Genomic DNA, 19,966 nt, shown 5'->3' with positions numbered 1-19,966 from the left:
AGAGACAAAGAAGAAAAAATACTGAATTCTTCTTTCTATCTTAACATTTTTTTCTCTTTCATACATGAAGTTTAGTGCCCTTTAAGCCATAAGAAAATGAGTGGAGGTAGAGAGACCTACCTTCACTCACCCATTTATACTATAGTAAACTTAAATTTTTATTTATATAAAGACCTTGGTGTACCATACCACCATTTACCGGCAACTTTTTGAATCCATGGAATCACGTAGTAGTCTAAACCAAACGCACGACCAGAACCATTCATCAAAGCGATAGCTGCGAAGACAAACCAAATGTTGACCCAGTAGAACATACCAGATAAAGCAAAGCTGACAACTAAAGCAACAGTAGCAGCACTAGCTAACCAAGTGAATAAGCCGGCAATTAAAGCCAAACCAATAGCAATTTCCACACAAGTCATGAACTTTTGGAAAATTAGAGCTACTTCAGGAGTAGGAATCATAAATTCCATAATACTGTTAAACCAGCCAGGAGCATGAGATAAAACCATCATGGGTTCTTCACCGTATACGTAGCTCAGACCAAAGATAGGTTTTGCAACTTCCGTAACTTCGTCCACTACTTCTGAAGCTCCACTAGTTACGTCTTGCAACCAAGAGAACGGTAAAGCTACATTATCGCCAAACCAGCTTTGAGAACCAAATAAACCAAAGGCTTTTTTGACCCCTTCAAAACACCACATACTACCGTAAAAGACTCTTAAAGGAACACTCCATAAGACATTTCCGTACCGAGAAAGATGACCGCGGAAAATATTTCTTTGGTTTTTGATGTGGAAGAATTCATGGAATATATATTGTACCATGTAGTAGCCAGAACGAATATCAAGGAAGTATTTCAAATTCACAATGTGTTTCATTAACATAGCGAAGAATCCGCTAAGGTGGAATTTATCCATCAAATAAGCAACACCATATTTCGAACCGATAGAAACCATTGTTCCTTGGTAATTTGATTCGAATTTGTGTTTTTCTTTACCTTCAATGGCTGCAATCACGTTAACAGCAGCAGTGTGTCCAGTTTGTTCAGCAGCTTGTACGATTTGAGGAGTTGGTTTACCTTCTTCTTCTTCGTAGTAGACAAGATCACCAATAACATAAACATCTTTTAGATCTTTTGCTTCCATAAATTCATTAGCAACTAGGCGTCCTGCGCGTGCTTGTTCCATTCCAAATTCTGCTGTATCTGTGTTCGCTTTAACACCAGCAGTCCAGACTAATGTTTTCGTAGCAATTTCTTCTCCAGATTTTAATAGAACAGAATCTGAACCAACGCTAACAATTGGAGCATCTTTCATAATCTTGATGCCTTTTTTCGTCATGAATTTTTCAGCTTTATCGGCATCTTGACGAGGAAGTGTGTTTAAGATAGTAGGAGCAGCTTCAACAACGATCAATTCGATCTCAGAAGCGTCAAATTTGTATTCTTTAGCTAAAACATCTTTCCAATCTAATAATTCTCCGACCATTTCGATACCCGTAAATCCAGAACCACAAATCACAAAACGCATCATAGCTGCACGTTTCTCAGCATCGTGTTCAATTGCTGCAGCAGCAACAGTAGTTTCAATGTGATGACGTAAACGAACAGCGTCTTCTAATGACCAAAGAGTGAAGCCGTGTTCTTTAACTCCAGGTGTTCCAAAGTCATTTGGTTCTCCACCCATACCTAAAACTAAATAATCATAGTTGTAAGATCCGTTTTCAGTTACAACAACCTTTTTATCGTGGTCAACAGCAGTAACGGTATCTGTTACCAAGTTAACATTTTTTTTGCGAGCGAATAAACGTTGTAAATCATATTGAATAGCTTCAGGCTCAACACGTCCCCCAGCCACTTCGTGCAATTCGGTCATATAAGTAAGGTAAGAGTGACGATCGATTAACGTGATCGTTACATCTTTATTTTTCTTAAGTTTCTTTGCTAATTGTTTCGTAGCAGCAACTCCTGCAAAACCAGCACCAACAACAACTACATTTGTTTGAGTCATTTTTTCTAGCTCCTTTTTAAAAACTTTTTTTTAAATAGAATAATAATTGCAAGTTTCATCAAGTTAGTTAAAAGTTTCACAACAATCTGATGAATTTATTATACAAAATAAAAATGAATATGTCTACATTTTAAAAGATTCTTTTGAAAAAAGGTATACAGAACTGGGTATATACAGTTTGAAAAAGAAAGTATTCGTTAAAATATATACAAAACAGTGTTGAAAAAAGGATTAAATCAAGGAAAATGATAATGCAAAAAAGCACAAACGGTTGTCACATTATCGACAAATTCCAGTTTTCATCAAGAAACAAAGGGTATTTTAAAGAAAATAGAAATTTCGAGATTGTAAAAAGAGAGTTTGTGATGTAAAAAATAATTTATATTGAAGAAAAATTCCACTATTAAAAAAGACTTAGAAAGATATACCACCATTAAATGTTTATAAATAAGCATATTTGGGTTGCGTGGCTGTTGGTAACGTGTTGTCTCAGTGTATATTATAAGAATATCATGTGAAAATATAGACAATATATGTGTAAGTCGTTATACTGATAGTAGATGATCAGCCAAATGAAATAGCCGGGTTGTTCTTTCGTTAGGAAGATCAGACTATAAAAATAGGGTGGGTATATATTATGGAATTTAAAAAAGGTTTGAAAATGGCATCAGTTGTTTTTGCTTCAACATTTGTATTGGCAGCATGTGGGTCAGATGATTCAACTACTGAAGAGAGTTCTGCTGTAGAAAGTTCAGCAGTTGTTGAATCAGAAAAGACAAGCTCTGAGTCAATGAGCTCAACTGAAGCAGTAGCGTTACAAGATGGTTCATACTTATTAGAAGAAAAAAATCTTGATGACAATGGTTGGCGTGTTGTTTTTAATATGACTGTTAAAGACGGACAAATTACAGAATCAAACTATGACTATGTTAATGATGCTGGAGAATTAAAATCAGAAAGCGAAGAATACCAAAAAGCAATGAAAGAAAAAGTTGGAACTGGCCCTGCAGAGTACATTCCTGAATACAACCAAGCTTTAGTAGATGCACAAGATCCTTCAGCTGTTGAAGTTGTGTCGGGCGCAACTCATTCTCATGAATTGTTTGTTGAATATGCACAACAACTCGTTGATGCAGCAGCGGAAGGTAAAACAGATAAGATTGAAATAGATAACTAATCCCTTTGAAATTGTTTTTTGCTAGGGCTATTCCTTTAGCAAATATTGAAAAGGTTAAGGTAAAATGACATAATATAGAGGTCTTAGATTAATTTCTAAGGCCTGTTTATTTTTAATGGAATTTGGATAAAAATTGATAACAAACAAGGGGTCTTTTTGATGAGAAAAAAATGGGCAGGCAAGATAATGGTTTCGTTAATTGCTGGACTTTTCTTGCTTGCAGGTTGCGGAAAAGAAACGAGCACAAAAGAGCGGTCGTTAGCTAAGGAACCGTTTGAAAGAACTGAATTTTTAATGGGTACGGTAGTGAAGGTAACGATTTATAATCAAGACAAACAAGAAGCGTTAGATTCAGCTTTTGAACGGATCGAAGAACTTGCAGGCTTGATTACCGTTGATGAAGCCAGCGGAGATTCAGAAGTTGAAAAAATCAATAGCCAAGCTGGTATAAAACCAGTCGAGGTATCTGATGATTTATATTACTTGTTGCAAGCAGCCTTTGACTACAGCGATACTACTGCTGGGAGTTTTGATATGACAATTGGGCCAATTACTGAATTGTGGCACATTGGTTTTGATGACGCTAGGAAGCCGGAGCAATCTGAAATTGATAAAGCTTTAGCTTTAGTTGATTATACAAAAGTTCAGTTTGATGATGAAGCCCAAACAGTTTACCTTCCAGAAAAAGACATGCGAGTCGATTTAGGGGCAATCGCTAAAGGTTTTATTACAGATGAAGTAGTGGAAGTGTTAGAGGAACATGAAGTAGATACAGCTATTATTGATCTAGGTGGTAACGTTTATGTATTAGGAGATAGTGCAAGAGGTGAAGGTGTGGCTTGGAATGTTGGAATCCAAGATCCGTTTGAAACGCGAGGAACGATTTTAGGTTCTTTAGCTTTAAGCGACCGTTCAATTGTTACTTCCGGAATCTATGAACGATTTCTTGAAGTGGATGGAGAAACTTACCATCATTTGATGAATCCTGAAACAGGGTATCCTTTTAATAATGAACTAGCTGGAGTAAGTGTAGTCACAGAGAAGTCTATTGATGGAGATGGATTGTCAACATCACTTTTCTCTAAAGGATTGGTAGAAGGGTTAGAATATGTTAATACCTTAGAAAACGTTGACGCAATATTTGTTACTAAAGATAAAGAAGTTTATTTATCTGATGGTTTAAAAGATACCTTTAAATTGACGAATGATGATTTCACATTGAAAAATTAGCGAAGAGGGATAAGCGATGTCGATAAATACATTTTTGAAATTAGTGGAGATCCAAACGAAGTTAGCGAGCCTTTTTCCTTTTCTGCTAGGAACATTGTTTGCAACTTATTATTTTGATTCTTTTAGTCCAATCAATACACTTCTTTTCTTTTTGAGTATGATTATTTTTGATATGACAACAACAGCCATCAATAATTTGATGGATTACCAGAAAGCTAAAGACGAAGGGTACAAAGATGAAGTAAATATTATCGGACAAGAAAAACTATCAGAGAAATTAGTTGTTCGCCTAATCGTGGCTATGCTGGTTATCGCGTTTCTTTTAGGAATTATACTTGTATTTAGAACAAATATTATTTTATTACTGATCGGAGCTGTTTGCTTTTTTATTGGGATTTTTTATACTTTTGGACCAGTCCCAATTTCAAGAATGCCGTTAGGAGAACCTATTTCTGGGCTAACAATGGGATTTGGGATCTTTTTTATTGCAGCCTTCGTAAATGTTGAGCCAGGAACCTTATTAAGCTTAGCGTTTGAAGGAACACGATTTATAGTAGAAGGAGATATGGTGCTCATCTTGTCGTTGTTCCTTGTTTCTCTGCCTGCTGTATTTTTAATTGCAAATATTATGCTGGCAAATAATACGTGTGATTTGGAACAAGATATTTTAAATCACCGTTATACACTGCCTTTCTATATTGGTAAAAAAAGAGCCGTTCAATTGTTTAATGGGCTGGTTTACTCAAGTTATGCTGTCGTTGTGATAGCAATTATTTTAGGTTTGTTGCATCCTATATTATTACTTCTAGTAGTAACGATCTTGCCTATGCGAAAAAATCTAGCTGTTTATAACGCGAAACAAGTAAAATCAGAAACTTTTGTGATTGCTATAAAAAATATTGTTTTATTTTGTAGTAGCGAAGTTGTGTTGTTAGCTATAAGCTTATTGTTTCGATAAGATCAAAAACAGCAATTGACATGTTTCACGAGTGATGGTAAATTTAGTAAGATGTCATTCGTCCGTCCGTTTAGGAGAAAGAATAGGTGAAAAAATGAGTGGTAAAAAAACATCTCTAGCTTGTTCTGTTTGTGGATCTAGAAATTACTCTAAAAAAGTGAATGAAGGAAATCGCACAGAACGCTTAGAAGTAAAAAAATTCTGTAAATATTGCAATCAACATACATTGCATCGTGAAACAAAATAAAAAGAAGTCTCAATGCCAATTTGGAGGGAATAAAAAATGAAGAAAATAAAAAACTTTTTTGGTAATGTACGCCAAGAAATTAAATCAGTCACATGGCCTACTGGTAAAGAACTTAGAAAATATACATTGACTGTTTTTGTCGTCTGTCTATTATTTGTTCTTTTCTTTGCAGTTGTTGATTTCGGTATAGATGCAATCTTAGACTTGGTTCTATAAAAGGTGTTAAACAGAAACCACTAGCGTGAAAGAACACATGGTGGTATAATAAGTTCAACAATAAATGCACAAAACCTTCTTTAAAAGTAAATGAAGGTTTTTTTGTATGTCATAAAAAGTAGTCAACTAGCCAATAACAAAAAACAAACATCAATAATAAAATGAATAGGAGTGATACAGGTGGAAGAAATAGAAAGTGCAAAACAGTGGTATGTCTTACACACATATTCCGGATATGAGAACAAAGTAAAACAAAACATCGAGTCTAGAGCTAACAGTATGGGTATGGGGGATTATATTTTTCGAGTAGTTATCCCTGAAGAAGAAGAAAAAGAAGTGAAAAACGGTAAAGAAAAAACAAATATGAAAAAAACATTTCCTGGATACGTTCTAGTTGAAATGATCATGTCTGATGATTCTTGGTACGTTGTTCGTAACACTCCAGGTGTAACAGGGTTTGTTGGCTCACATGGAGCAGGTAGCAAGCCGGCACCTCTTTTAAACTCAGAGATCGAAGTTATTCTACGCCGTATCGGTATGAGTGCTCGTCATCAAGAAATCAACTTTGAAGTTGGCGAAACCGTTACAATCATTGAAGGTGCATTTAGCGGCCTTACAGGTAAAATTACTGAGATTGAATTGGAAAAAGCAAAACTTAAAGTTAACGTTGAGATGTTTGGTCGTGAAACAAGTACAGAACTAGACTTTGAACAAGCAGATAAACTGTAAACAAAGATTTGTTTTAATAGTATTGAAAGAAGTGGGGCAAGCTGTTCCCACTTTTTTTGTGTAGTTGGATTATAGGGTACTAAGACTTGAATCTTCTGGTAACTGCGGTACTGTTATCCTCTTGTTTACAACCGATGATGCATTGAGAAGCATCAATAAAAGTCACAAGCCTGTGGTATACTAAATTCAAGATGAACTAAGTAGGTGAATAATGAATGAAAGAACTTATTTTAATATTGGCAGCTATTGTAAATGAAATTCATGACACCCTTAATCAGCTGTTCGGTATGAATATGTCTGATAAAGATCTGCATTTCTGGGTGATGGGCATTATAGGGATTGTTTTCTTTATAGGGGTCTATATCCTATTCAAAATTGTTGGAAAATGGAAATTTAGTACAACGATTCTTTCTTTTATTTATACTTTTACGATGATGACGGTATTGGTTTTTGCTATTGAAATTCAACAAGCCATTACGAATAGGGGTAATATGGAATTTGCTGATGCTGCAGTAGGGTTGTGGGGATTTATTGTGTTTTTTGCTGTCTATGCTGTTATTGTAGGTGTGATTTACACCATATATTCTCGTATTAGAAAGAAAAAAATGAAGAAGGTTTCTAAAAAATCAGTAGAAGAACAAGCGTTGATGCCAGAGAAACAGATAAAAGAACCAATAAAAGAAACAGCGGTTTATCGCTCTCAAGCCAAAAAATCGAATAAGTTTAAAAAGTAGTTGCAAAATTGAATTTCAGATGGTATAGTATCTTGGTACGTTTTACGTATGCGTCAAATGTGGGAGGGGAAATATTAACCCCATTAACCACATCACGGACTCAATCAAGGAGGTATGTCTCGTGGCTAAGAAAGTTGTTAAATTAGTTAAATTACAAATTCCTGCAGGAAAAGCAACTCCAGCTCCACCGGTAGGTCCAGCTTTAGGGCAAGCACAAATCAACATTATGGGGTTCTGTAAAGAATTCAACGCTCGTACTGCTGATCAAAACGGAATAATCATTCCCGTTGTAATTTCTGTATATGAAGATCGTTCATTTACATTTGTTACAAAAACACCACCTGCTGCTGTTTTACTTAAAAAAGCTGCTGGTGTTGAATCTGGTTCTGGTGAACCAAACACTAAAAAAGTTGCAAAAGTAACTCGCGACCAAGTTAGAGAAATTGCAGAATCAAAAATGGCTGACTTAAACGCTGCAGATGTTGATGCTGCTATGTTAATGATCGAAGGTACTGCACGAAGCATGGGATTCACTGTAGAAGGTTAATTCTATATTCCGCTTCTCAGTATCCCTTATAGATAACTTTATAAGGATTAAGTGGGAGGTAAAACCGTTATAACCACAATCAAGGAGGAAAAAATTATGGCTAAAAAAAGTAAACAATATTTAGCAGCGGCTGAAAAAGTTGATGTTTTAAAAGCTTATTCATTAGAAGAAGCTGTAGCATTAGTTAAAGAAGTTGACTACGCTAAATTTGATGCAACTGTAGAAGTTGCTTATAGACTTGGCGTTGACCCTAAGAAAGCTGATCAACAAATTCGTGGAGCAGTTGTTCTTCCAAATGGAACAGGGAAAACTCAAAAAGTATTAGTATTCGCTAAAGGTGAAAAAGCTAAAGAAGCTGAAGCTGCTGGTGCAGACTACGTAGGAGAAGCTGAATTAGTTCAAAAAATCAATGGCGGATGGTTTGATTTCGACGTTGTTGTAGCAACTCCAGACATGATGGCTGAAGTTGGACGTCTTGGACGTGTTTTAGGACCTAAAGGCTTAATGCCAAACCCTAAAACAGGTACTGTTACAATGGACGTTGCTAAAGCAATCAACGAAATTAAAGCAGGTAAAGTGACTTACCGTGTTGACAAAGCAGGAAATGTTCATGCTCCAATCGGTAAAGTATCATTTGACAATGCTAAATTAGTTGAAAACTTCAAAACTATTAACGAAACAATGCTAAGAGTTAAACCTTCAACTGCAAAAGGCGAATACATCAAAAACATTACAGTAACAACTACTTTTGGACCTGGTGTTAAAGTTGATGCAGGATCGTTTTAATAAATAATTATTAATAGTCTTGACCTGGGCGATATAAATTGTTAAAATCGTCTAGGTTGAGAAATATTACCGAAGACAGTAGGTGGCGAGTGCCTTAATTTCCTACCGAGGATGAATATGTGAGAACATACGATTATCCCTCTATGTCTAAGGTGACATAGAGTTTTTTGCATTTATAGGACTTTAAGTTCATAAAAACAAGAAATTCTAGCCAATCGATCAGGAGGTGAAAAATTTATGAGTCAAGCAGCTATCGCAAAAAAACAAGATTTAGTTGATTTAGCATCAACTAAATTTAAAGAAGCAGCTTCAGTAGTTGTAGTAGACTACCGTGGATTAACTGTTGAAGAAGTGACTAATTTACGTAAACAATTACGTGATGCAGGAATTCAAATGAAAGTTATCAAAAATTCTGTTTTGAGCCGTGCAGCACAAGCAGCAGGTTTAGAAGGAATGGACGATGTTTTCAAAGGACCTACAGCCGTTGCATTTAGTAACGATGACGTTGTAGCACCTGCAAAAATTATCGCTGAATTTGCTAAAGAAGCTTCAGCTTTAGAAATCAAAGGTGGCGTAATTGAAGGACGTGTTTCTTCAGCCGCTGAAATGAATTCTCTTGCAACTATGCCAGACCGCGACGGTCTATTGTCAATGTTGTTATCTGTACTTCAAGCACCAGTTCGCAATACTGCACTTGCTATCAAAGCAGTTGCAGAATCAAAAGAAGAAGTAGCTTAATCAAACAATCTCTTTTTGAAAGAAAAGTAAGTTAAACCAAAAAAAACTAACCAATAATGGAGGAAACCAACAATGGCATTAAACATTGAACAAATCGTTGCTGACTTGAAAGAATCAACGATTTTAGAATTAAACGACTTAGTAAAAGCAATCGAAGAAGAATTTGGCGTAACTGCAGCAGCTCCTGTAGCAGCAGCAGGTGCTGGTGAATCATCAGCAGCTGAACAAACTGAATTTACAGTAGAATTAACTTCTGCTGGAGACTCAAAAATTAAAGTTATCAAAGCTGTACGTGAAGCTACAGGCCTTGGCTTGAAAGAAGCTAAAGGATTAGTTGATGGAGCACCAGCAGCAATCAAAGAAAACGTTTCTAAAGAAGAAGCTGAAACTTTGAAAGAAGCTTTAGAAGCAGCTGGAGCATCTGTAGAAGTTAAATAATTTTAACCCTACTAATGCTTTTAAGAAAGAGGCTGGGACAAAAGGTCTCTCAAAAAAATACACTCCCAAAACTATGAACTATTTTGTTCAGTAGTGGGAGTGTATTTTTCTATATCTCTATCAAAACAAACGAAAGTGGGACTACTTTTTTCACAAAAGTAGTTTTGTCCCAGCCTCTTTTTATCTTTAGTGAGTTTTTTTGAAAGACAATTAAATGGATAGAACGTTAAAGTGAAACCAGATAAAGGAGGAACGAGCATGTCAGATCATTATTTTACTAATAGACCTCAAACGGCCAGTGAAACTTCTGCTTGGACGTATACTTTACGAGGGAAAGAATTTAAATTTGTAACAGATACAGGCGTTTTTTCTAAAAAGACAGTTGATTTTGGTTCGCGTTTGCTGATTGAAACCCTTGATTTTTCTGAAATGGTTCCCGGTAATCTGTTAGATATTGGTTGTGGGTATGGTCCGATAGGGTTATCTTTAGCTAAAGAAGATGCGGAACGAAAAGTAGAGATGGTCGATGTAAACGAAAGAGCTTTAGGGTTAGCGAAGCAAAATGCATCTAATAACCGGTTGGCAAATGTATTGATCCATACATCTGATATTTATGAATCAGTAGAAGGTAAGGACTTTGCGGCTATTGTTAGTAATCCTCCTATACGGGCAGGTAAACAAGTGGTTCATGGAGTTTTGACCGGAGCTTACGATTTGCTTAAACATGGGGGTACGTTAACTGTGGTCATCCAAAAAAAACAGGGAGCGCCAAGTGCAAAAGCTAAAATGGAAGAAACGTTCAGAAATGCAGAAGTCATCGCTAAAGACAAAGGCTATTGGATCATTCAAAGTGTAAAACAAGAGGATTAATAATTTTTGTTGACTTATAAGTAAATTTAGTGTAAAATAATCTAATGCATATAGTGTGTCTTAAAGAAGAAAAATTTGTTCTGAAATATTGTCCAGAGCAGATTTAAAGAAGAAAACAAAAGGAAATGGATTTTTATTTTAAAAGTTCACGAATCTTTTGGTTTTTTTTTGCCAAAAAATAGGTAGATATTCAGTTTGTTATGCATCTTTAATAAAAGTAACACAAATGAAACATGTTGATTTACCTAGAACGACCACACTAAAAACAGTTTGAGGGGTGAACAGGTTGGCAGGCCATTTAGTAAATTACGGTAAGCACCGTACACGTAGAAGTTTTTCACGTATCCATGAGGTTTTAGAACTTCCAAATTTAATTGAAATTCAAACTGATTCTTACCAATGGTTCTTAGATGAAGGGTTACGTGAAATGTTTAAAGACATTTCTCCAATTGATGACTTTGCTGGGAATTTATCACTAGAATTTGTCGATTATCAATTGCAAGAACCTAAATATACCGTTGAAGAAGCTCGCTCACATGACGCAAATTATTCAGCTCCTATCTATGTTAAATTACGTTTGATCAACAAAGAAAGCGGAGAAGTTAAAGAACAAGAAGTCTTCTTTGGAGATTTCCCGCTAATGACTGAAATGGGTACATTTGTTATCAACGGAGCGGAACGAGTAATTGTTTCTCAATTGGTTCGTTCTCCAGGAGTTTATTTCCACGGAAAATTAGACAAAAATGGAAAAGAAGGATTTGGTTCAACGCTTATTCCAAACCGTGGAGCATGGCTTGAATTTGAAACTGACGCAAAAGACCTTTCTTATGTTCGTATTGACCGTACACGTAAAATACCATTGACTGTATTGGTTCGTGCATTAGGATTTGGTTCGGATGATCAAATTTTTGAAATCTTTGGAGACAACGAAAGTCTTCGTTTAACAATGGAAAAAGATTTACACAAAAATGCAAGTGACTCTCGTACAGAAGAAGCCTTAAAAGATGTTTATGAACGTCTTCGTCCAGGTGAGCCTAAAACAGCAGATAGCTCAAGAAGTTTGTTAACAGCTCGTTTCTTTGATCCAAAACGTTACGACTTAGCTAACGTTGGTCGTTACAAAGTAAATAAAAAATTAAACTTGTCTACTCGTTTATTCAACCAAACATTGGCTGAAACGTTAGTAGATCCTGAAACAGGTGAGATTATTGCTGAATCAGGTACGTTCTTAGACCGTGATCAAATCGATAAGTTAACACCGTATTTGAATGCTGGTATCAATAGCGTAACTTATTACCCTTCAGACGACAGTGTCGTTCCAGAACCTGTAGAATTACAAGTTGTAAAAGTCTTTTCTCAAAAAGACTCTGAACGTGTTGTAAACATGATTGGAAATAAAATTATTGCTGATGAAACTAAAAATGCTACACCAGCTGATATCTTAGCTTCAATGAGTTACTTCTTTAACTTACAAGAAGGCATCGGAAACGTAGACGATATTGACCACTTAGGAAACCGTCGTATTCGTTCTGTTGGTGAATTGTTGCAAAACCAATTCCGTATTGGGTTGTCTCGTATGGAACGTGTGGTTCGTGAACGTATGTCTATCCAAGATATGGCTACAGTAACACCACAACAATTGATCAATATTCGTCCAGTTGTAGCATCAATCAAAGAATTCTTTGGTTCGTCTCAATTGTCTCAATTCATGGACCAAACAAACCCATTAGGTGAGTTGACTCATAAACGTCGTTTATCTGCATTAGGACCCGGTGGTTTAACAAGAGACCGTGCTGGATATGAAGTTCGTGACGTGCATTACTCCCATTATGGCCGTATGTGTCCGATCGAAACTCCAGAAGGTCCAAACATTGGACTGATCAACAGTCTATCAAGTTACGCTAAAGTAAATAAATTTGGTTTCATTGAAACACCTTACCGTCGTGTTAACCGCGAAACAGGTGTTGTTACGGATCAAATCGATTACTTAACAGCTGATGAAGAAGATAACTATGTTGTTGCACAAGCAAATGCTCCATTAAATGAAGATGGCACATTTACAAATGATATTGTACTTGCTCGTTACGTGGAAGAAAACTTAGAAGTCCCTATCAGTCGTGTTGACTATATGGATGTTTCTCCTAAACAAGTAGTTGCAGTAGCGACAGCTTGTATTCCTTTCTTAGAAAATGATGACAGTAACCGTGCCCTTATGGGAGCCAACATGCAACGTCAAGCTGTTCCATTGATCCATCCTCAAGCTCCGCTTGTAGGAACAGGTATGGAACACGTAGCTGCTCGAGATTCAGGAGCTGCATTGATCTGTAAAAATGACGGTGTCGTTGAATACGTAGATGCAAATGAAATCCGCGTACGTCAAGATAACGGTGCTTTAAATAAATATGCTGTAACAAAATTCCGTCGTTCAAACTCAGGTACTTGTTACAACCAACGCCCAATCGTTGAAAAAGGCGATCGCGTTGAAAAAGGCGAGATATTAGCAGATGGTTCTTCTATGGAACAAGGCGAAATGGCTTTAGGACAAAACCCATTAGTAGCCTTCATGACATGGGAAGGGTATAACTATGAAGATGCTATTATCATGAGCGAACGTTTAGTTAAAGATGATGTATACACTTCTATTCATATTGAAGAATTCGAATCAGAAGCACGTGATACAAAACTTGGGCCTGAAGAAATCACTCGTGAACTTCCAAACGTCGGAGATGACGCTTTGAAAGATTTAGATGAAATGGGTATTATCCGTATCGGTGCTGAAGTAAAAGATGGCGACTTGTTAGTTGGTAAAGTAACTCCTAAAGGGGTAACCGAATTATCAGCTGAAGAACGTCTATTGCATGCGATCTTTGGTGAAAAAGCTCGTGAAGTTAGAGATACATCTCTTCGTGTGCCACATGGTGGCGGCGGAACAGTTCATGATGTTAAAATCTTTACTCGTGAAGCTGGGGATGAATTATCACCAGGCGTAAATATGCTTGTTCGTGTCTATATCGTTCAAAAACGTAAAATCAACGAAGGGGATAAAATGGCCGGACGTCATGGTAACAAAGGGGTTGTCTCTTTGATCATGCCGGAAGAAGATATGCCATTTATGCCTGACGGAACTCCAGTAGACATCATGTTGAACCCATTAGGGGTACCATCACGTATGAATATTGGACAAGTACTAGAATTGCACATTGGTATGGCTGCTCGTCAATTGGGTATTCATATTGCAACTCCAGTATTTGATGGAGCTTCAGATGAAGACGTATGGGATACTGTTAAAGAAGCTGGAATGGCTGCTGATGCGAAAACCGTATTATACGATGGACGTACAGGAGAACCTTTCGATAACCGTATTTCTGTTGGAGTTATGTACATGATCAAATTGGCGCATATGGTCGATGATAAATTACATGCTCGTTCAACAGGACCTTACTCATTAGTTACACAACAACCGTTGGGTGGTAAAGCTCAATTTGGTGGACAACGTTTTGGTGAAATGGAAGTTTGGGCACTTGAAGCATATGGGGCAGCTTATACGCTACAAGAAATCTTAACTTACAAATCGGATGATGTTGTTGGTCGTGTGAAAACTTATGAAGCAATTGTTAAAGGTGAAAAAATTCCAAAACCAGGTGTTCCAGAATCATTCCGCGTGTTAGTAAAAGAATTACAATCATTAGGTTTAGACATGAAAGTGTTGAATGAAGATGATGAGTTGATTGAATTACGTGACATGGATGATGACGATGATATCGTGAACCCTGATGCATTAAACAAATATGCTGAAGAACAAGAAAAAATCCGTGCTGAAGCAGCTGAACAAGAACGACTAAAAGAAGATTAAACCAGGTATCTCGATTGGCCTCTGAATTAGAACTAATAAATGGGCCTTTCGAGCATCCTTTAAAACGAATCAACGTACAAAGTAGTTTATTGAACCAAAGATAGATACCACTATCTATAAATAAAACAATAGAGCAGGTAGGGCAGCTCAACAAAAATAAAGGGAGGTTAGCCCCTTGATAGACGTTAATAATTTTGAAAGCATGCAAATTGGTTTAGCTTCTCCAGATAAAATCCGTAGTTGGTCATATGGTGAAGTAAAAAAACCAGAAACCATTAACTACCGTACCTTAAAACCTGAACGTGATGGTTTATTCTGCGAACGTATTTTTGGACCTTCTAAAGACTGGGAATGTGCTTGTGGAAAATACAAACGTATCCGCTATAAAGGAATTGTTTGTGACCGTTGTGGAGTAGAAGTTACTCGCTCTAAAGTACGTCGTGAACGTATGGGTCATATTGAATTAGCAGCACCAGTTTCTCATATTTGGTACTTCAAAGGTATTCCAAGTCGTATGGGTCTTGTATTAGATATGAGTCCACGTGCGCTGGAAGAAATCATTTACTTTGCTTCTTATGTGGTTATCGAACCAGGTAGCACACCGTTAGAAAAGAAACAATTATTAACAGAAAGAGAGTACCGTGAAAAACGTGAACAATACGGCAATGAGTTCCAAGCTGAAATGGGAGCAGAAGCGGTTAAACAACTCTTGAATGATGTTAAATTGGATCAAGAAGTAGAAGAACTAAAAGAAATTTTAAAAACAACTACTGGTCAAAAACGTACACGTGCTATTCGTCGTTTAGACATTTTAGAAGCATTCCGTAATTCTGGCAACCAACCTTCATGGATGGTAATGGATGTTATTCCTATTATTCCGCCAGAAATTCGTCCAATGGTTCAATTAGAAGGTGGACGTTTCGCTACAAGTGATTTAAATGACTTGTACCGTCGTGTGATCAACCGTAATAACCGTTTGAAACGTTTATTAGACTTAAATGCACCAAACATTATTGTGCAAAATGAAAAACGTATGTTGCAAGAAGCAGTAGATGCTTTGATCGATAATGGTCGTCGCGGACGTCCAGTAACTGGACCAGGTAACCGTCCATTGAAATCATTGTCTCATATGCTTAAAGGGAAACAAGGGCGTTTCCGTCAAAACTTGCTAGGTAAACGTGTTGACTATTCAGGTCGTTCAGTTATCGTTGTTGGACCGTTCTTGAAAATGTATCAATGTGGACTGCCAAAACAAATGGCGATTGAATTGTTCAAACCTTTTGTAATGAAAGAGTTGGTTGCACGCGATATCGCAAGCAACATCAAAAACGCTAAACGTAAAATTGATCGCCAAGATGATTCAATCTGGCCAATTTTAGAAGAAGTTATTCGTGAACATCCAGTTCTATTGAACCGAGCACCTACTTTGCATAGATTAGGGATCCAAGCATTTGAACCTGTTCTTGTAGAAGGTAAAGCTATCCGTCTTCACCCATTAGTATGTGAAGCTTATAATGCCGATTTCGATGGTGACCAAATGGCTGTCCATGTACCTTTAAGTGATGAAGCACAAGCTGAAGCACGTATGTTGATGCTAGCTGCCCAAAACATTTTAAATCCAAAAGATGGTAAACCAGTTGTTACACCTTCTCAAGATATGGTCTTAGGTAACTACTACCTAACTATGGAAGAAGAAGGACGCGAAGGTGAAGGAATGCAATTTAGTAGTTTAAATGAAGCAATGCTTGCTTACCAAAGCGGCTATGTACATTTACACTCTAGAATCGCAATCAAACCATCTGATATTCCAAACAAACCATTTACTCAAGGGCAAAAAGATAAATTGATGATTACCACTGTTGGTAAACTGATCTTTAACGATATTATGCCGAATGAATTCCCGTATTTGAATGAACCAACACAAAGCAATTTGGAAGTTCAAACACCTGATAGTTATTTTGTTGATGCTGGTATTGATGTTCTTGAACACATTCAAGCTCAAGAATTGATTAAACCATTCAAGAAGAAAAACCTTGGAAACATCATTGCTGAAGTATTCAAACGATTCAAAATCACTGAAACGTCTAAAATGCTAGACAGAATGAAAGACCTAGGATACAAATACTCAACAAAAGCTGGTATTACAGTTGGTATCGCCGATATCGTAGTATTAGAAGAAAAACAAGAAATTTTAGATAACGCTCATGAACAAGTTGAAAAAGTAACGAAACAATTCCGTCGTGGTTTAATCACGGATGAAGAACGTTATGAACGTGTTATTGATATCTGGAACAAAACAAAAGATCACATTCAAATCCGCCTAATGGAAAGTTTGAATGACCTTAACCCAATCTTCATGATGAGTGACTCTGGTGCCCGTGGTAACATTTCCAACTTTACTCAGCTTGCTGGTATGCGTGGATTGATGGCTGCACCGAATGGCCAAATCATGGAATTACCGGTAACATCTAACTTCCGTGAAGGTTTGTCAGTTTTAGAGATGTTTATCTCTACCCATGGAGCTCGTAAAGGGATGACCGATACAGCCTTGAAAACAGCTGACTCAGGTTACTTGACTCGTCGTTTAGTTGACGTTGCACAAGATGTTATCATTCGTGAAACAGACTGTGGTTCTGATCGTGGATTAGTGATTCATGCAATTAAAGAAGGAAACGAAGTTATTGAACCACTTGAAGAACGTTTATTAGGACGTTACACTCGTAAAACAGTCTTTAACCCTGAAGATGGAACAGTTATTATTGGTGAAAACCAAATCATTACTGAAGACATTGCTAGAGAAATCGTAGCTGTTGGGATTGAAGAAGTAACGATCCGTTCCGTATTTACATGTAATACTAAACATGGTGTATGTAAACATTGTTATGGACGTAACTTAGCAACAGGCTCTGAAGTTGAAGTTGGGGAAGCAGTTGGAACAATTGCCGCTCAATCAATCGGAGAACCAGGTACTCAATTAACAATGCGTACGTTCCATACCGGTGGGGTTGCCGGAGACGATATTACTCAAGGGCTTCCTCGTATCCAAGAAATTTTTGAAGCACGTCACCCTAAAGGTCAAGCTGTGATTACTGAAGTTACTGGGGAAATTATCTCAATCGATGAAAATCCAGCAGCTCGTACAAAAGAAGTTACCATTAAGGGAGAAACAGATACACGTTCTTATCAAGTTCCATATACAGCACGTATGAAAGTAGCTGAAGGAGATATCATCCACCGTGGTGAAGCATTAGACCAAGGTTCAATTGATCCTAAAGAACTATTGCGTGTTCGTGATGTACTTGCTGTTGAAAACTACTTGTTACGCGAAGTACAAAAGGTATACCGTATGCAAGGGGTAGAAATCGGCGACAAACATATCGAAGTTATGGTACGTCAAATGTTGCGTAAAGTACGTGTAATGGACCCAGGTGAAACAGATATCTTACCAGGTACACTAATTGATATTCATGACTACACAGATAAAAACTTTGATACATTGGTATCTGGCGGAATTCCTGCAACAGCTCGTCCTGTATTGCTTGGAATTACAAAAGCTTCCCTTGAAACAAACAGCTTCTTATCTGCCGCATCATTCCAAGAAACAACGCGTGTCTTAACAGATGCTGCTATTCGCGGAAAACGCGATCCTCTATTAGGATTGAAAGAAAATGTTATCATTGGTAAAGTAATTCCAGCTGGTACTGGGATGGCTAAATACCGTAAGATGGAACCTAAAGGTGTTGGCGTTGTAAGCGAGAATGTTTACAGTATCAATGACCAAGTGGAACCTAAATAATATGGAAAGAACTCCTCGTTAGGCGAGGGTTCTTTTTTTTGTATCTAAAAACGAAAAGAGCAAATAATTTAGAAATTTAAAAATGATATGTTAAGGTGGAAGAGGAAAAAGAAAACAGACACCAAAATTTGAAGGAGTGATTTTAGTGGTAAAAACACGAGAAAAATTACCAAAAATTCAAACAGGACTTTACATCAACGGTCAATGGGTAGAAGGATCACTAGAAAAAAAGGCTGTCCATAATCCAGCGACTAAAGAAGAGTTGATTAAAGTCTCTCAAGGTGGAGAAGAAGAAACACAGCATGCCATCCAAGCAGCTAAAGAAGCTTTTCCTAAATGGTCAGGTATGGAATTAGCTGAACGAGTCAAATTGATCCATGCTATTGCAGATAAAATTGAAGAAAAAACAGAACAATTGGCATTAATTATGACATTAGAACAAGGGAAACCATTAAAAGAATCAAGGGCAGAAATCCTTACTGATAGTCAAAACTTACATTGGAGTGCGGAAGAAGCAAGACGTATTTATGGAGAAACGATCCCTGCTCCTAATAATCATAAATACGAAGTGAAGAAACAACCCGTCGGAGTAGTTGGAGCAATCACTCCTTGGAACTTTCCTTCTAATATGATCGTTCGGAAAATTGCTCCGGCTATCGCAGCAGGCTGTACGGTGATTTTAAAACCTGCAAGCAGTACACCCTTGTCAGCAATTGCGATTTTTGAGATCTTCCATGAAGTGGGACTTCCGGCTGGAGTCGCCAATCTTATTGTGGGACCATCAAGTAAAATTGGGAAGACGTTAACAGACAGCAACGATGTTCGAAAATTAACATTTACAGGCTCTACTGAAGTTGGAAAAATGTTGTATGAACAATCTGCCCAAACAATGAAAAAGATTTCTTTTGAATTAGGTGGGCATGCTCCATTTATCGTATTTGAAGATGCAGATATTGAAGATGCGGTTGAAACGCTTGTGGCGATGAAATTTAGAAATAATGGACAAGCTTGTACTTCACCTAATCGTATTTTTGTCAGCAAAGCTATCAAACAAGAATTTGTTGAACAGTTGTCAGCGGCTGTTGAAAAAGTAACGGTTGGAAATGGCCTAGACGATGTAATGGCAGGACCGCTAATTAATGGCGAAGCCGTTGAAACGGTCCAAGCACAAGTAGATGATGCGAAAGCTAAAGGGGCTAAGGTGCTCGCTGGCGGAGGTCCTTTAACTGAAGGAGATTATGCTAACGGATATTTTTATGCACCCACTATTTTAGATGCCGTCACTACAGAGATGGATATCTTTTATGAAGAAACGTTTGGTCCAGTCATTCCATTAATTGATTTCGAAGAGGAAGACGAAGTCATTAAAATGGCAAATGATACACATTTCGGTTTAGCATCTTATTTCTTTACAAAAGATCTAAGACGCGCTGAAGTAGTTAGTGATGCATTAGAGTACGGCCTTGTAGGCATCAATAATACAGCTATTTCTACTTCTGAAGCACCATTTGGCGGCGTAAAACACTCAGGTGTTGGACGTGAGAACGGCAGTTACGGAATAGAAGAGTATCTAGAAATTAAATTTGTTCATACAAAATATCCTGAATAGTACAAGGAAATGAGGAGCTTGGAAAC

16 protein-coding genes and 1 other annotated feature are annotated in these 19,966 nt (G+C 37.2%); of the genes, 15 read left to right on the top strand and 1 reads right to left on the bottom strand.

Annotated features, from left to right (window positions below):
- Positions 1–158: 158 nt before the first annotated feature.
- Complete coding sequence (locus BR65_RS09315) at positions 159–2,012, bottom strand: FAD-dependent oxidoreductase (RefSeq protein WP_023179606.1); 1,854 nt, start codon at positions 2,010–2,012, stop codon at positions 159–161.
- A gap of 637 nt (positions 2,013–2,649) precedes the next feature.
- On the opposite strand from BR65_RS09315, the gene BR65_RS09310 reads away from it, so the two are divergent.
- From BR65_RS09310 to BR65_RS09240, 15 genes are all read left to right on the top strand, one after another.
- Complete coding sequence (locus BR65_RS09310) at positions 2,650–3,189, top strand: FMN-binding protein (RefSeq protein WP_034537985.1); 540 nt, start codon at positions 2,650–2,652, stop codon at positions 3,187–3,189.
- A gap of 159 nt (positions 3,190–3,348) precedes the next feature.
- Positions 3,349–4,419 (top strand): FAD:protein FMN transferase, encoded by a 1,071-nt coding sequence (locus tag BR65_RS09305; protein WP_023179602.1) that lies wholly within the window; start codon positions 3,349–3,351, stop codon positions 4,417–4,419.
- 16 nt (positions 4,420–4,435) lie between these two features.
- Complete coding sequence (gene menA / locus BR65_RS09300) at positions 4,436–5,377, top strand: 1,4-dihydroxy-2-naphthoate polyprenyltransferase (protein WP_034537984.1); 942 nt, start codon at positions 4,436–4,438, stop codon at positions 5,375–5,377.
- A gap of 94 nt (positions 5,378–5,471) precedes the next feature.
- The gene (gene rpmG, locus BR65_RS09295; RefSeq protein WP_013712055.1) at positions 5,472–5,624 is read left to right on the top strand and encodes a 50S ribosomal protein L33; all 153 of its coding nucleotides are present in this window, start codon (positions 5,472–5,474) and stop codon (positions 5,622–5,624) included.
- 36 nt (positions 5,625–5,660) lie between these two features.
- On the top strand, positions 5,661–5,840 hold the full coding sequence (gene secE / locus BR65_RS09290) for a preprotein translocase subunit SecE (protein ID WP_023179598.1): 180 nt from the start codon (positions 5,661–5,663) through the stop codon (positions 5,838–5,840).
- A 189-nt stretch (positions 5,841–6,029) separates the two neighbouring features.
- Entirely contained in the window at positions 6,030–6,569 is a 540-nt protein-coding gene (gene nusG / locus BR65_RS09285) for a transcription termination/antitermination protein NusG (RefSeq protein ID WP_407371964.1), read from the top strand.
- A gap of 215 nt (positions 6,570–6,784) precedes the next feature.
- Complete coding sequence (locus tag BR65_RS09280) at positions 6,785–7,303, top strand: hypothetical protein (protein ID WP_034537983.1); 519 nt, start codon at positions 6,785–6,787, stop codon at positions 7,301–7,303.
- Between the two features lie 121 nt (positions 7,304–7,424).
- Complete coding sequence (gene rplK, locus BR65_RS09275) at positions 7,425–7,850, top strand: 50S ribosomal protein L11 (RefSeq protein WP_023179593.1); 426 nt, start codon at positions 7,425–7,427, stop codon at positions 7,848–7,850.
- Positions 7,851–7,946: 96 nt separating this feature from the next.
- Positions 7,947–8,636 (top strand): 50S ribosomal protein L1, encoded by a 690-nt coding sequence (rplA, locus tag BR65_RS09270; RefSeq protein WP_034537982.1) that lies wholly within the window; start codon positions 7,947–7,949, stop codon positions 8,634–8,636.
- Positions 8,637–8,687: 51 nt separating this feature from the next.
- Positions 8,688–8,815: a sequence feature (ribosomal protein L10 leader region), on the top strand.
- Positions 8,816–8,873: 58 nt separating this feature from the next.
- Entirely contained in the window at positions 8,874–9,374 is a 501-nt protein-coding gene (gene rplJ, locus BR65_RS09265) for a 50S ribosomal protein L10 (RefSeq protein WP_023179590.1), read from the top strand.
- A 72-nt stretch (positions 9,375–9,446) separates the two neighbouring features.
- Complete coding sequence (rplL, locus tag BR65_RS09260; RefSeq protein WP_023179588.1) at positions 9,447–9,812, top strand: 50S ribosomal protein L7/L12; 366 nt, start codon at positions 9,447–9,449, stop codon at positions 9,810–9,812.
- A gap of 258 nt (positions 9,813–10,070) precedes the next feature.
- On the top strand, positions 10,071–10,682 hold the full coding sequence (locus BR65_RS09255) for a class I SAM-dependent methyltransferase (protein WP_023179586.1): 612 nt from the start codon (positions 10,071–10,073) through the stop codon (positions 10,680–10,682).
- A gap of 286 nt (positions 10,683–10,968) precedes the next feature.
- Positions 10,969–14,535 carry a DNA-directed RNA polymerase subunit beta gene (gene rpoB / locus BR65_RS09250; protein ID WP_023179584.1) on the top strand — a complete coding sequence of 1,189 codons (3,567 nt, stop codon included), beginning with the start codon at positions 10,969–10,971 and terminating at the stop codon, positions 14,533–14,535.
- Positions 14,536–14,710: 175 nt separating this feature from the next.
- Positions 14,711–18,331 (top strand): DNA-directed RNA polymerase subunit beta', encoded by a 3,621-nt coding sequence (gene rpoC, locus BR65_RS09245; RefSeq protein ID WP_034537981.1) that lies wholly within the window; start codon positions 14,711–14,713, stop codon positions 18,329–18,331.
- Between the two features lie 136 nt (positions 18,332–18,467).
- On the top strand, positions 18,468–19,940 hold the full coding sequence (locus BR65_RS09240) for an NAD-dependent succinate-semialdehyde dehydrogenase (RefSeq protein ID WP_081901374.1): 1,473 nt from the start codon (positions 18,468–18,470) through the stop codon (positions 19,938–19,940).
- Positions 19,941–19,966 lie beyond the last annotated feature (26 nt).

It is taken from the genome of Carnobacterium inhibens subsp. inhibens DSM 13024, from assembly GCF_000746825.1.
Taxonomy (GTDB): domain Bacteria; phylum Bacillota; class Bacilli; order Lactobacillales; family Carnobacteriaceae; genus Carnobacterium_B; species Carnobacterium_B inhibens.
The sequence above is the reverse complement of the archived record's forward strand: the minus strand, read 5'-3'. Positions and strand labels throughout refer to the sequence as shown.